Raw genomic sequence first — 14713 nt, 5'->3', positions numbered from 1 at the left:
ATGGTCTATAAAATTGCAAAATACACTGTCTTAATAGTATGTAAATTACTCTTTCGTATTAAAGTTATCGGTAAAGAAAATCTACCTAAAAATGGACCGGTAATTGTTTGCTCGAATCATATTTCTAATTTTGATCCACCCGTAGTCGGTATTACTTGTCCTCGAGATATTAGTTTTATGGCTAAGGAAGAATTGTTCGAAAAAAAATTCATTGGATTATTACTCCGAAACTTAAATGCGTTTCCAGTTAAACGTGGTATGCGCGATAGAAATGCGTTACGCAATGGCTTAAAACAATTGGAAGAGGGTCATACATTAGGGTTATTCCCTGAAGGTACTCGCAGCAAGGACGGTCAATTAAAACAAGGATTGGCTGGAGCAGGATTCTTCGCAATGAGATCAGATGCAAAGGTGATTCCATGTGCAATCATTGGACCTTATCAATATTTTAAACCATTAACTGTAGTATACGGTAAACCAATAGAATTTAAATCTCTAGAAGGTGAGAAGCCATCAGCCCAAGTAGTTACTGATGAAATTATGGAGAATATACAGTCTTTATTAGATGAATATCAAAAATGATGTTATGATTTAATTATTATTAACTACATAAATAATTAAGATCTGACATGAGGAAGAAGGAGGAGTCATGATGAGTGAAGGTCATGAAAATATGAATGAAAAGGTTATAAATGTAGGGGATGAAGTTCAAGCTACGGTTGTTAAACTAGAAGAAAAACAAGTAGTTGTTGATATAGGTGGTAAGTATGATGGTATTATCCCTATCTCAGAACTTTCTCATCTACATGTAGATCATACCAGTGAGGTTCTATCTGAAGGTGATGTATTTAATGCGATCGTTATCAAAGTAGAAGAGGAAGCCATTATCCTATCTAAAAAAGCAAAAGACCAACAACTTGCATGGGATGACCTATTAGAAAAATATGAAAAGGAAGAAACCATTGAAGCTGAAGTAACGGAAGTTGTCGATGCAGGACTAATTGTAAATGTAGGCGTTCGTGGATTTATTCCGGCATCACACGTTGAAACCTATTATGTTGATGATTTAAGTAACTACAAAGGTAAAACACTTTCAGTAAAAATTATTGAAATAGATCAAGAACGTAACCGTGTCATCCTTTCACATCGAGCCGTTACCGAATTAGAGCAGGAAAAAAGAAGGCAACAGGTTATTCAACAAATTGAGCCAGGAGATATCGTTGAAGGGGTAGTTCAAAGAATTGCCTCATTCGGTGTTTTTGTTGATTTAGGAGGACTAGATGGGTTAATCCATATTTCTCAACTATCGCACGACCATGTTGATAAAGCTGAGGATGTTGTTGAGGTTGGACAGCAGGTTAAAGTTAAAGTGATTACAGTCGACCGTGATACAGAACGCATTGGGTTGTCTATAAAAGAAATGCAACCTGGACCTTGGGCTGGTATTAAGGATAAAGTTCAAGTTGGTTCAATTGTGGAAGGTACGGTTAAGAGGCTTGTTAATTTTGGTGCATTTGTTGAAGTACAACCACAAGTAGAAGGTTTAGTGCACGTATCTGAAATATCCAAAGAACATATTGGCTCACCTCAAGAAGTGTTGAAAGTCGGCCAAAAAGTACAAGTTAAAGTGCTAGATGTGAATGAAAAGGAAAAACGAATTTCACTAAGTATTAAAGAAGTTGAAGAAGCTAAAGAGCATGCGGAAGTTGAAAAATATCAAAAAGATGATGATCATTCTTTCCAATTAGGAGACTTAATCGGTGACCAATTGAAAGATTTTAACAAATAAAATAACTAAACGCTTTTTCAAGGTTGGCTATTGCACAAAAGATGGAGAATGTTCATTAACACTCAGACGTTCTTGGTCTCTCAATGACGTTTTGACCTCGTGTGAAGTCCAAAACGTAAGCGAGACGCTCTCTCGATGACATTTCACCACTGGTTGAAGCGCAAAACGTAAGCGAGGCGCCCTTTCGATGACGTTTCACCACCGTTTGAAGCGCAAAACGTAAGTGAGACGCTCTTTCGATGACGTTTCACCACCGTTTGAAGCGCAAAACGTCATTGAGAAACACTGACCAACAACAAAAAGTTAATGAACATCATATTGCTTTTGTGCAATAAACACTTTGCTGTTTAGAATATAGGCCAATAAAAATTTTGGGTGGCTTTTGGCCACTCTTTTCTTCTTCTATATCATGAAACGTTGGTTATAATAATGGACAATAGCAAGACATAAAGGAATGAGAAGAATGAGAAAATCAGTAGTCGCGATTGTCGGTAGACCGAACGTAGGAAAATCAACTATTTTTAATCGTTTAGTTGGTGAAAGAATTTCCATTGTGGAAGATGTCCCAGGAGTCACGCGTGATCGTATTTATGCAGAAGCAGAATGGTTAAATACATCATTTAATGTCATTGATACAGGTGGGATTGATTTAAGTGATGAACCACTTATTGTGCAAATAAGAGAGCAAGCAGAAATTGCCATCAATGAGGCAGATGTAATTATCTTTTTAGTCAATGGACGTGAAGGGATTACTGCTTCAGATGAAGAAGTAGCTAAGATGCTTTTTAAATCAAATAAACCTGTTGTATTAGCTGTTAATAAAATTGATAACTATGAGATGCAAGATTTACTCTACGAATATTATTCACTCGGGCTTGGACAGCCATTTCCTGTTTCAGGAACACATGGTTTAGGTTTAGGGGACGTATTAGATGAAGTGGTCAAGCACTTCCCAACAGAAATTGAACAGGAAGAAGATGAAGATCGCATATATTTTTCATTAATCGGACGTCCTAACGTGGGTAAGTCATCTTTAGTTAACGCTTTACTTGGCGAGGACCGTGTCATTGTTAGTAATATAGCTGGTACTACTAAGGATGCGATCGATACATCATTTACAAGAGAAGATCGAGATTTTACCATCATTGATACTGCTGGGATGCGTAAGCGTGGGAAAGTTTATGAATCAACAGAGAAATATAGTGTGTTACGCGCGTTAAAGGCCATTGAACGGTCTGATGTTGTATTAGTAGTCATTGATGCTGATACAGGAATTATTGAACAGGATAAAAGGATTGCTGGCCATGCTCATGAAGCAGGAAAAGCAATAGTTATTGTGGTTAACAAGTGGGATACGGTTGATCGTGAACAAGACACGATGAAGAAGTTTGAAGAAGAAATTCGTAAACAGTTTCAATACCTGTCTTATGCTCCGGTTGTATTCTTATCAGCTAAAACAACGAAAAGAATACACACATTATTACCGAAAGTGATCGAAGCTAGTGAGAACCATTCTAAAAGAGTGAAGACTAATTTATTAAATGAAGTTATTGAAGATTCACTGGCGATCAATCCAACTCCGTCAATTAAAGGGCAGAAGCTGAAAATCTTATATACAACACAAGTCGCAACTAAGCCACCAACGTTTGTGGTGTTTGTTAATGATCCTTCACTGATGCATTTTACTTATGAGCGCTTTTTAGAAAACCGTATTCGTGAAGCATTTGGTTTTGAAGGGACACCGATTAAAATTTATGCTAGACAAAGATCTTAAAGTGGGGGTGGCAAGTGTGAGAACAATAGCTATTTTAGGTGCAGGTAGTTGGGGAACGGCTTTATCCACTGTATTAGCCGATAATAACCATCGAGTGAAGCTATGGTCACACAGAGAGGAACAAGTTAATCAGATAAATCAGGATAAGGAAAATAAACAGTATCTACCCGGTGTAAAACTAGATGAACAAATTGTAGCTTGCCATCAATTGGAAAAAGCCGTTAAAGATGCCGATGCTGTTTTATTTGTTGTGCCAACGAAGGCGATTAGAGACGTATGTCAACAAGTAAAACCATTTTTAAATGACGATCAATTAATTATTCATGCATCCAAAGGAATTGAGCCTGAGACCAATAAACGGATTTCAGAAATGATGACAGAGGAATTGGGCGAATCATTTGGACAGAAGATTGTTGTTCTATCAGGGCCAAGTCACGCAGAAGAAGTTGGTGAAAGACAACCGACAACGGTGACGGCTTCATCGCTTCAAATTGATCAGGCAGAAAAAACACAGGACTTATTTATGAATGAGAATTTTCGCGTTTATACAAACGAAGATCTAGTTGGTGTTGAAATCGGTGGAGCGTTAAAGAACATTATTGCATTAGGAGCAGGGATCTCCGATGGTTTGGGTTATGGAGATAATGCTAAAGCCGCCTTAATTACAAGAGGTTTAGCAGAAATTGCGAGGTTAGGCAGTGAACTTGAGGCTAATCCATTAACATTTGCTGGTTTAACGGGAGTTGGAGATCTCATTGTTACTTGTACAAGTCAACATAGTCGAAATTGGCGAGCAGGTAATATGTTAGGTAAAGGTTACGTACTACAAGACGTTTTAGATCAAATGGGTATGGTTGTAGAAGGCGTTCGTACTACGAAAGCTGCCTATCAGCTTTCCGAAAAGTTAGGTGTTGATATGCCAATTACTAATGGACTATATGAGTTATTAGTACACGAAAAAGATCCAAAGCAGGTAGTTGATCAGTTAATGAACCGTGGAAAAACACAGGAAGTGGAAAATTAATCACTAATTAAATATGTGATGGGCCTCTAGATTTCTTCAAGCATTGAACACCTTCTTTCTGTTTGCATATATTATTACGAATGCATTCAGTGAAGGAGGTTTCTGCATGAACCAAGACTTTCAACAGTCAATTTTTGAACACTTAAATAAAAAGGCCAATATTTCACCGGAAGAAATCATGCAAGTAGCACAATCAATGCAAAATGCAGACTTTTCGGATGAACAAACTGTAAGAGGTTTAGTTCGTCGACTAGCAAAAATGGCTAATAGACCAATGAGTCAGCAGAAGGAAGATCATTTAGTAGACTTAATTGTGAAGAAAAACCACTCAATAGATTATTCAACACTACAACAGATTTTCAAAAAATAGTTACTTTTTGGGCAAGAGGACTTGGCGTAGCTATGGTAAACTTCATATGATGGAATGTAATAGAATATTGAGCTACTTGTGAGGAGTTAGTCAAAAGAGGTGTACGCCCCTACACCTCTTTTTAAATGTGTAGACAGGCTCTATTTTTAGTTATTTTTTTAATTCATGTTATAATCTGAACGAACAAGCCTTAGGAAAGAGAGGACGTAAGTTATGTCAGAACCAATGTTAAGGATGTACATATCTTTTGCGGGCATGATTTTATTATTTTTAGCAACTGGGTTAATCTTATTGGCCAGACACAAATTAACCGGAATTATTAGTGGTATTGTTACTGCATTAGCTTACATTTGTATGCTTGTCGGAGGCTTTATCATATTCTTCATTGTATTTAGTGGGCCAACACCGGCATAAAGAGAGGGATGACTATGAAGCTTAAAATCGTGACAATTATATTGTCTACCTTGCTATTATCAGCCTGCTTGTATCCGAACGAGCAACGGACTGAAAATCAAGCAACAAATGAAGAACAGTTAAATCGGGTTCAAGATGCCGTTCATGAATACCAAGAGCTCCATAATGGACTATTACCCATTCAAACAAGAGATCAAGAGACTCCGTTATTGATTAAATACCCAGTAAATTTTAACTTATTAAAAGAAGAAAATTTATTAGGTGAAACCCCTGGAAATGCTTTTGAACAGGGTGGCGTTTATTCCTATGTGATCGTTGACCCCGAGGATGAAGCTATTGTAAAAGTCGCAGATACAAGAATCTCACAAAAGCTAAGATCTGTTAATTATGAAATAAATATGTATCGTAGTAAAAATGGACATCCTCCATATGGTGAATCAGTCGGGGATGGGTATTTTAAACTAAATGAAGATAGAATAAATATGAATGTTGAACCTGTTGTGACTAGTCCGTATACTAATCAAGAGCTGGATATTATAATGTCCAGATCAGGTGAGGCAGTGGTCGATTATCGCCCCGAAGTATATCAATTACTTGAAAGAGAAGGTATAGATTCATATGAGGGTGATTTACGTTATTTACTGTTAGATTATTACCCTATTGTACCAGCATATTCCCCGAAGATGATCCTTGAAAATGATCAGATTGAATTAACATCTGAAATAGATGATGACTAAATATGAGGATGATTGAATAGAGATTCTATTATAAGCTGAATAGAATCTCTATTTTTTTATGAATTAAGTCATATTTGATTAGGACAACGACATAAATTAGTAGTGCCAAATCATAACAAGTGGTCGATAATGGATCAGGTCGGAGGGATAAAATGGAAAAGTTTGACGTGTTTCATGACATATCTAGACGGACGAACGGAGACATTTATTTAGGTGTCGTAGGAGCAGTACGTACTGGTAAATCAACATTTATTAAACGGTTTATGGATTTAGTTGTTTTACCGAATATGGCAGATGAACAAGAGAGGGAACGCGCAAAAGATGAATTGCCTCAAAGTGCTGCTGGAAGAACAATTATGACTACTGAGCCTAAGTTCATTCCAAATCATGCTGTTGAGTTAACAGTAGATGATGGATTAGATGTAAAAGTTCGTCTGGTAGATTGTGTCGGGTATACGGTTGATGGAGCTCAAGGTTTTGAAGATGAAAATGGACCTAGAATGATTCATACTCCATGGTATGAAGAAGCGATCCCATTTCATGACGCAGCAGAAATGGGGACACGAAAAGTCATTCAAGAACACTCAACCATAGGTGTTGTTGTTACGACTGATGGTTCTTTTGGTGACATACCAAGAGAAGATTATGTAGAAGCTGAAAGACAGGTTGTTGAAGAATTAAAAGATGTAGGCAAACCATTCATCATGGTACTCAACTCTAGTCAACCTCATCATTTTGAAACAAGCTCTTTAAGAGAAGAGCTGGCAGAAGAGTATGATATACCTGTACTACCAGTATCTGTAGAAAATTTACAAGAAGACGATGTTCAAAATATCCTAAGAGAAGCACTTTATGAGTTCCCAGTTCTAGAAGTTAATGTTAACCTACCTAGCTGGGTTATGTCTCTGAAAGAAGATCATTGGCTTCGCAAACAATTCCAAGAAGCCATCCAAGACACGGTACAGAACATTAAACGGTTACGAGACGTTGACCGAGTCGTAGGTGAATTTTATGATTATGACTTCATCACAGAAGCAAGAATGGCAGGTATGGAAATGGGAGAAGGAGTAGCAGAGATTGATCTGTACGCTTCTGATGAGTTGTACGATCAAATTCTAAACGAAATTGTCGGTGTTGAAATAAGAGGCAAGGACCACTTGTTAGAATTATTACAAGATTACACCGATGCTAAAAGAGAGTATGACCAAGTGTCTGATGCTTTAGCTATGGTTAAACAAACAGGCTACGGAATTGCAAGCCCGTCTCTTGAGGACATGAGATTAGAAGAGCCTGAAATCATTAGGCAAGGTTCTAGATTTGGTGTAAGACTGAAGGCTGTTGCTCCATCTATCCATATGATTAAAGTTGAAGTTGAGTCAGAGTTTGCACCAATCATAGGTACAGAGAAGCAAAGTGAAGAGTTAGTTCGTTATTTAATGCAAGACTTTGAGGAGGACCCTTTATCTATTTGGAAGTCTGATATATTTGGTCGTTCGTTAAGCTCCATTGTAAGGGAAGGTATTCATGCCAAACTAACATTAATGCCTGAACATGCAAGATACAAACTAAAGGATACCTTAGAAAGAATTATAAACGAAGGCAGTGGAGGATTAATAGCCATAATCTTATAACAATTATCAAACAAGTGATACACATGGTGTCACTTGTTTTTTTTATTGTTTTAATCAAACATCCCATTGTAATCTCGTTATTAATAGAGCCTAAATTTAGGTTAATTATGAGACAAAATACCCAAAAATATGATAAAAACACTGATTTCATGCATTTTCGTGTTGAAAGACGATATAGCATATGATAATATGCAAATACAATAGCTAGAAAAAACTGCTATCCCTACATATGGCAAGGCTTCAAAAATTTAAAGTTAATAAAAATTGCTTTATACGTATTTTTGTTTAGAATTTGGTAACAATGGTACCAATTCATTTAAAATTTTGATAAGTTTAAAATTGTCTTAAAAATCTTAATAAAACTTTTAACCATTTTGATGGTAAAAGTTTATTGATAATTTTAAGAAGCTTAGCCTTCTTAAATTTTAATCATCAAACTCTTTGGGAGGAGGTGAGACGTATGAATAAGACAGACCTAATCAATGCAGTAGCAGAAAATGCTGATCTTTCCAAAAAGGATGCATCTAAAGCAGTTGATTCTGTATTTGAAGCAATTACAGATTCATTAACTAAATCTGAAAAGGTACAATTAATTGGTTTCGGTAACTTTGAGGTTCGTGAACGTTCTGCACGTAAAGGACGCAACCCACAAACTGGAAAAGAAATTGACATTCCAGCAAGTAAAGTACCTGCGTTTAAACCAGGTAAAGCCCTTAAGGATGCTGTTAAGTAAGTCATACATAGGGCAAAAAAAGAGGGGGATTCCCCTCTTTTTTTAATTTGTTATTCAATACATTAGATAAAAGGCTTTGAACGTGCTAAAATACTACGAGGGACGTATAACAAAATTTGTTGCTTAGATAAGTTTAGGTGATCAATATGAATTCAAAATCCGATAAATTGTTAGAGTTAAAGTCAGAATTTCTTAATAAGTATAAGCATGAGTATATTAAGTCTTCTTTCTATGATGATGAAATCTTAGCCAAACAAATCTACTTAATCACTCAAATGATGAAAGAAGTTAGAACAGAACACAGAGAACTCATTACTGATGCATTAATTAATATGCAAATTTCATTAAATATACATGATGAAGTGGATCAATTCTTTAGTGATGATGATTCCCATCAATCTTTAGAGAATAATCAAATAAAAGTTCTCATGGGAGATTATCACAGCTCTTTGTTTTATAAATTGTTATCTAAATATCGTAAAACCGAGGCTTTATATCATTTTTTAGGTTATATTAAAATTATTAATGAACATAAAGTTGACTTATTACATAGAAATCGTTCTAAGATTGAGTATCTGGATAAACTTGAGTTAATTTATAGTGGTTTATTTAATGGCATCGCTAGCTACTTTAATGTGAAAGATTATCATAGTAATTGGCTTCCTCTGATTCAATATGAATTAATTTATCAAAATCCGGAATTACCCTGGATTAAGAACTTATTAGAAAATGGAGATCAAGATACGTATGATTACTTTCAACAAAGGAAAGAGTTATTACAAACCAAAACAATTTATCAACAATATTAAAGATAAGGGTAGGAGCAGTCATGGATCCGAAAGTAAAATCAGAAAAGGTACATAACGTTTTTGAAAAAATTTCACATAGATATGATCGGATGAATTCAATCATTTCGTTCCAAAGACATAAATCTTGGAGAAAATCTGTTATGAAAATAATGGATGTTAAAAAAGGGGCAGCATGTCTAGACGTTTGTTGTGGCACTGGTGATTGGACGATATCCTTAGCAGAAGCTACAGGTGAAGATGGCTCAGTTGTTGGATTAGACTTTAGTGAGAATATGCTAGCAGTTGGTCGGGAAAAACAACAAGGACATGGTATTGACCATATTAATTTTATCCATGGTGATGCCATGTCCCTACCATTTGAAGACAATTCATTTGATTATGTAACGATTGGATTTGGATTACGCAATGTCCCCGATTATATGCAAGTACTCAATGAAATGTATCGAGTGGTGAAAAAAGGTGGGAAGGTAGTCTGTTTAGAAACATCACAACCAACCTTACCTGTTTACAAACAGTTTTATTTTTTCTATTTTAAAAATGTCATGCCTCTGTTTGGAAAAGTCTTTGCCAAAAGTTATGATGAATATGCTTGGCTTCACGAATCTACTAAGAATTTCCCAAACAAAGAGAAGTTGAAGCAGATGTTTGAAGAAGCTGGTTTTGAAGAAGTACTGATTAAAAGTTTTGCGCTGGGTGCTGCGGCAATGCACCTAGGTATTAAGTAATCCATTAATCAAAAAGGTGAATTCGATGAAGTTGGCTACAACGATAAGGTTTATGAATGATGATATTAACGAAATTGAAAATCGAATGAAAGAAATTACCGGGGCTGAGCATGAAATTATTTCAGATGCTTCTAACCATTTAATTGAAGCAGGAGGAAAAAGAATTCGCCCTATTTTTGTTTTGCTTTCTTCTCATTTTGGACAAGCTGATACAAGTCAGATTATTAATGTTGCTGTGTCGTTGGAATTAATCCATATGGCTTCTTTAGTTCATGATGATGTGATTGATTTTGCTGATACAAGAAGAGGGAATCAAACAGTTAATAACAAATGGGATAATTTGACGGCTATGTATATGGGTGATTTCCTCTTTGCTCGAACATTAGAGTTAGTCAAAGGAAAGAATGAGGAAGAAATCCACCAGGTCCTTTCTGAAACGATTCATCAAGTGTGTATTGGTGAGATCGAACAAATGAGAGATCAGTTTCAAGTTGATCAAAGTATTTTTAACTATTTCAAAAGAATTAAAAGAAAAACAGCACTGTTAATCGCAACAAGCACTCGATTAGGGGCTATAGCGGCTAATGCTGACCAAGAGGTTATTAATCGATTAGCGCGTTATGGTTATTACATAGGGATGTCTTACCAAATCATTGATGATATTTTAGACTTCACATCAACCGAAGAAGAGCTAGGGAAGCCGGCTGGAAGTGATTTGTTAAATGGTAATTTAACCTTGCCTACGATATTAGCTTTTGAAGATTCAAGTATTTACCAAAGGGTAAGTCGCTTTTTTGCCAACCCTAACCAAACAGAAGAGGTTGAACAAGTTATCTCAGATATTAAACATTCTGATGCCATAGAAGAGGCCTTTCAATATAGTCAGACCTATTTACGTAAGGCGTTGGATCAATTGGATGGTCTTCCAAACACAAAATCAAAACGGACCTTACAAAAAATTGCTGCGTATTTAGGAAAGAGAAAATTTTAAATTGTTTTTTTTAGCAAAATTTGATAAACTTTTTACGGTTTGTATTGAAAATTCTTAAAGAGGTGAATTGAAATGGAACAAACGTTTATTATGGTTAAACCAGACGGTGTGCAAAGAAACTTAGTAGGCGACATCGTGACTCGTTTTGAACAAAAAGGATTTAAATTAAAGGCAGCTAAGTTAATGCAAATTTCTAACGAATTAGCTGAGGAGCATTATGGTGAGCATAAGGACAAGCCATTTTTTGGTGAGTTAACTGGCTTTATTACTTCTGGACCTGTATTCGCAATGGTTTGGGAGGGTGAAAATGTTATTGCTACTGCACGTAAAATGATGGGTGCAACCAACCCAGCTGAGTCTGATATCGGGACTATTCGTGGAGACTTTGGCTTAACAGTAGGTAAAAACGTTATTCATGGTTCTGATTCACCAGAATCCGCTGAGCGTGAAATTGGCCTATTTTTTAATGAAAGTGATTTAATTGATTATAAAAAAGATGCTGATCAGTGGATTTATTAAGAGTGTGAAACGACAAACCTTGTGTACATAGGTGCACAAGGTTTTTTTATATGGCGAATACAGTGACAATGGATGGCATAGTTCTACTTTTTTTAATATAATGGTAGGTATTAAAGAGAAACGGGAGAGAACACCTATGAAGGACGATTACATAGAGTTTATTGAAAGAGTTAAGCACGAGACAGGGATTGATTTAGCTTTATACAAGGAAAAGCAAATGAAAAGAAGGTTAACGACTTTAAGAGAAAAACGAGGGTATGATAACTTTTCATCTTACTTTCATGCACTTAAGGACGATAGTCAATTATTTCATGAATTTTTAGACCGAATGACGATTAATGTTTCGGAGTTTTATCGTAACTATAAGCGATGGGAGACTTTTGAGAAATCGATTCTACCTGAACTTATTAAGGGGAAAGATAGGCTGAAAATATGGAGTGCAGCCTGTTCAACTGGTGAGGAGCCGTATACAATAGCCATGATTTTGAGTGATTATATGCCACTTGATATGATCACTGTTCATGCAACAGATATAGATGAAAATGCTTTAAGTAGAGCTCAAAAAGGCCGTTACCCGGAAAGGTCATTAAAAGAGGTCCCAAGTAAGAAAAGAGCGAAGTTTTTTGAGAAGGATGGTGCTTTGTATCGTCTCTCGGATCAGATCAAACAAAGTGTTGAGTTTAAAAAGCAAAATTTATTGGCAGATCGGTACAACAATAGCTATGACTTAATTGTCTGTCGGAATGTTTTAATTTATTTTACTGAAGATGCAAAATCCTATGTATATAAGAAATTCTCAGATTCTCTTGTTGAGGGAGGAATCTTATTTGTCGGAAGTACTGAGCAAATATTTAATCCACAGAGCTATAATTTAGATATTGCTGAGACTTTCTTTTATAAAAAATGTAAAAAAGATGGGGTGTCATCATGCGATATTTAACGGCAGGGGAGTCGCACGGTAAACAATTAACAACAATTATTGAAGGGGTTCCAGCACAACTTCCCTTAGAGAAGGAAGATGTTAACGAATCACTTATTCGGCGTCAAGGTGGTTATGGTCGTGGACGGCGCATGAAAATTGAGAAGGACCTTGTATCCATCAATAGTGGTGTACGTCATGGGTATACTTTAGGTTCACCGTTAACATTGGTTATAACCAATGATGATTATAAAAATTGGGAAGATATTATGGGCGAAGAGCCTCTAGAAGAAAACGATACCATTAGACGACAAGTTACTAAGCCGAGGCCAGGACACGCTGATTTAAATGGGGCATTAAAATATAATCATCGTGATATGAGAAATGTACTGGAGCGTTCTTCAGCAAGAGAAACAGCAGCAAGGGTTGCCGCTGGGTCCATTGCTAAGAAGTTACTAAAAGAATTAGATATTTCAATTGTAGGGTATGTTAAACGAATTTATGACGTTGAAGCAGAAGATCAACCAATCTCTGTAGGTCAAAAGATCGAACTCTCTAACGCTTCGCCAGTAAGAACGGTCGATCGCAGTAAGGAAGAAGCTATGATGAAAGCGATCGATCAAGCCAAAGAGGATGGCGACTCGATCGGAGGCGTTGTTGAAGTAACTGTTGAAGGTGTACCAGCAGGACTGGGTTCATACGTGCATTTTGATCGAAAGCTCGATGCAAAAATTGCTAGTTCAGTGATAAGCATTAATGCATTTAAGGGTGTCGAATTTGGAGTAGGGTTTCAAGCCGCACAGATGCGTGGAAGTGAAACGCACGACGAAATTGATTACGATGAAACAAATGGCTATTTTCGCCGAACTAATCGATTAGGTGGTTTTGAAGGGGGAATGACAACAGGAATGCCGATAGTGGTAAAGGGTGTGATGAAGCCGATCCCGACTCTTTATAAACCATTAGAAAGCGTGGATATTAATACTAAGGATACGTTTAAAGCAAGTGTGGAACGATCTGATAGTTGTGCAGTTCCGGCAGCAGCTGTCGTGATGGAGCATGTGGTGGCGTGGGAAGTTGCTCAGGCAATTGTTGATCAATTTCCTTCTGATTATCTCGGTCAGTTAAAGCAAGCAATTAATGACTATCGAGAAAGGATTCGAACGTTTTAATGAAGAAAATAGAAGTGAAAAGCATTAGAAATTATTGGATCTATATTGACCAAGGAATACGTAAACGGGCTTGGGACTATATAAAACCTTTTTCATTTAATCAAATTGCGATTATAACTGATGAAAATGTCGCGAATTATTATCTCAACGATTTAGTCGAAGAGCTATCTCCTCACGTTACGGTCAAATCCTATATTTTACCTTCTGGTGAATGGATTAAGTCGCTAAATTACTTTCAAGACTTACAAGAGTTTTTATTGAAGCATTATTTTGATCGCAATTCAGCTGTAATTGCATTGGGTGGGGGTGTAATTGGTGACTTGGCTGGTTTTGTTGCTTCAACGTATATGCGTGGGATTGGCTTTATCCAGATGCCTACGACTTTATTAGCTCATGATAGTAGTGTTGGTGGGAAAGTAGCTATAAATCTAGAGGGAACTAAGAACATCATCGGTCAATTTTATACGCCACATATTGTTTTATATGACGAAGAAACCCTAGAAACGTTAACCTCTAAAGAGTTGAGGTCTGGATTTGCTGAGGTTGTCAAGCACGGTTTTATAAGTGATCCCAACCTACTTAAGTTGTTAATGGATATCTGTTCAAATTCCATTGAAGTTAAACAACTAAAGAGCAACGATGTATTAAGAACATCTATTCAAGTCAAAAAAGAAATCATCGAACAAGATGAAAGAGAACTGGATATACGTCGCTATTTAAATTTTGGACATACATTAGGACATGCAATTGAATCGGTTTATAGCTCATATAAACCTACACATGGGGAATGTGTTATGATTGGCATGATATTTGCTCTGTATATATCGGATCAATTAAATGATCAAAAGTTGTATAACCCTAGATTTCTTCAATGGATTACACGTTTAGGGTATCGTGTTGACTTATCTAAATGGGATATTTCTCGTTTGGTCGATCAAATGTTAAATGATAAAAAGAATTATGAGCAAAAGGTTCATTTTGTATTATTAGAAGGTCTTAGTAAGCCTTATGTTAAATCGTTTGATGCAGAGGACGTCCATCAGCTGTTAGATCAATTTATTAAAGAGCTGAAACAACATAAGTTTATAAAGACTCTTTTTTAAAGG

Annotated in this window: 16 protein-coding genes; all 16 read left to right on the top strand. The window is 36.3% G+C overall.

Translation table 11 applies throughout. From position 1 onward, the window contains the following. The 16 genes from HWQ49_RS02745 (at nt 1) to aroB (ending at nt 14710) form a co-directional block, all read left to right on the top strand. Nucleotides 1-582 carry a lysophospholipid acyltransferase family protein gene (locus HWQ49_RS02745; protein WP_188206031.1) on the top strand — a complete coding sequence of 194 codons (582 nt, stop codon included), beginning with the start codon at nt 1-3 and terminating at the stop codon, nt 580-582. 70 nt (nt 583-652) lie between these two features. Then, nucleotides 653-1789 (top strand): 30S ribosomal protein S1, encoded by a 1137-nt coding sequence (gene rpsA, locus HWQ49_RS02740; protein ID WP_188206030.1) that lies wholly within the window; start codon nt 653-655, stop codon nt 1787-1789. A gap of 463 nt (nt 1790-2252) precedes the next feature. After that, nucleotides 2253-3563, top strand: a complete 1311-nt coding sequence (der, locus tag HWQ49_RS02735) for a ribosome biogenesis GTPase Der (RefSeq protein WP_188206029.1) — start codon at nt 2253-2255, stop codon at nt 3561-3563. A gap of 16 nt (nt 3564-3579) precedes the next feature. Then, nucleotides 3580-4587, top strand: coding sequence for an NAD(P)H-dependent glycerol-3-phosphate dehydrogenase (locus HWQ49_RS02730; protein WP_188206028.1), 1008 nt, complete (start codon nt 3580-3582; stop codon nt 4585-4587). A gap of 106 nt (nt 4588-4693) precedes the next feature. Further along, nucleotides 4694-4957, top strand: a complete 264-nt coding sequence (locus HWQ49_RS02725; protein ID WP_188206027.1) for a stage VI sporulation protein F — start codon at nt 4694-4696, stop codon at nt 4955-4957. Nucleotides 4958-5170: 213 nt separating this feature from the next. Further along, nucleotides 5171-5371 carry a DUF2768 domain-containing protein gene (locus HWQ49_RS02720; RefSeq protein WP_188206026.1) on the top strand — a complete coding sequence of 67 codons (201 nt, stop codon included), beginning with the start codon at nt 5171-5173 and terminating at the stop codon, nt 5369-5371. Nucleotides 5372-5385: 14 nt separating this feature from the next. Further along, complete coding sequence (locus tag HWQ49_RS02715; protein ID WP_188206025.1) at nt 5386-6108, top strand: hypothetical protein; 723 nt, start codon at nt 5386-5388, stop codon at nt 6106-6108. Nucleotides 6109-6260: 152 nt separating this feature from the next. Continuing rightward, entirely contained in the window at nt 6261-7739 is a 1479-nt protein-coding gene (gene spoIVA / locus HWQ49_RS02710; protein WP_188206024.1) for a stage IV sporulation protein A, read from the top strand. Between the two features lie 460 nt (nt 7740-8199). Then, a complete protein-coding gene (locus HWQ49_RS02705; RefSeq protein WP_188206023.1) occupies nt 8200-8472 on the top strand; it encodes an HU family DNA-binding protein in 273 nt (90 codons plus the stop codon). 146 nt (nt 8473-8618) lie between these two features. After that, on the top strand, nt 8619-9281 hold the full coding sequence (locus HWQ49_RS02700) for a heptaprenyl diphosphate synthase component 1 (RefSeq protein WP_188206022.1): 663 nt from the start codon (nt 8619-8621) through the stop codon (nt 9279-9281). A 2-nt stretch (nt 9282-9283) separates the two neighbouring features. Beyond that, nucleotides 9284-10006, top strand: a complete 723-nt coding sequence (locus HWQ49_RS02695; protein WP_317450909.1) for a demethylmenaquinone methyltransferase — start codon at nt 9284-9286, stop codon at nt 10004-10006. A 25-nt stretch (nt 10007-10031) separates the two neighbouring features. Then, entirely contained in the window at nt 10032-10997 is a 966-nt protein-coding gene (locus HWQ49_RS02690; RefSeq protein WP_188206021.1) for a polyprenyl synthetase family protein, read from the top strand. 72 nt (nt 10998-11069) lie between these two features. Next, the gene (ndk, locus tag HWQ49_RS02685; RefSeq protein ID WP_188206020.1) at nt 11070-11516 is read left to right on the top strand and encodes a nucleoside-diphosphate kinase; all 447 of its coding nucleotides are present in this window, start codon (nt 11070-11072) and stop codon (nt 11514-11516) included. A gap of 136 nt (nt 11517-11652) precedes the next feature. Further along, nucleotides 11653-12456 carry a CheR family methyltransferase gene (locus HWQ49_RS02680; RefSeq protein ID WP_188206019.1) on the top strand — a complete coding sequence of 268 codons (804 nt, stop codon included), beginning with the start codon at nt 11653-11655 and terminating at the stop codon, nt 12454-12456. Then, entirely contained in the window at nt 12444-13607 is a 1164-nt protein-coding gene (aroC, locus tag HWQ49_RS02675) for a chorismate synthase (RefSeq protein WP_188206018.1), read from the top strand. The genes HWQ49_RS02680 and aroC overlap by 13 nt, the downstream gene beginning before the upstream one ends. After that, nucleotides 13607-14710, top strand: a complete 1104-nt coding sequence (aroB, locus tag HWQ49_RS02670; protein WP_188206017.1) for a 3-dehydroquinate synthase — start codon at nt 13607-13609, stop codon at nt 14708-14710. The genes aroC and aroB overlap by 1 nt, the downstream gene beginning before the upstream one ends. The last annotated feature ends 3 nt before the right edge of the window (nt 14711-14713 follow it).

The sequence above is a fragment of the Alkalibacillus aidingensis genome (assembly GCF_014595945.1).
Taxonomy (GTDB): Bacteria; Bacillota; Bacilli; order Bacillales; family Alkalibacillaceae; genus Alkalibacillus; species Alkalibacillus aidingensis.
This window is presented reverse-complemented; position numbering and strand designations above follow the sequence as displayed.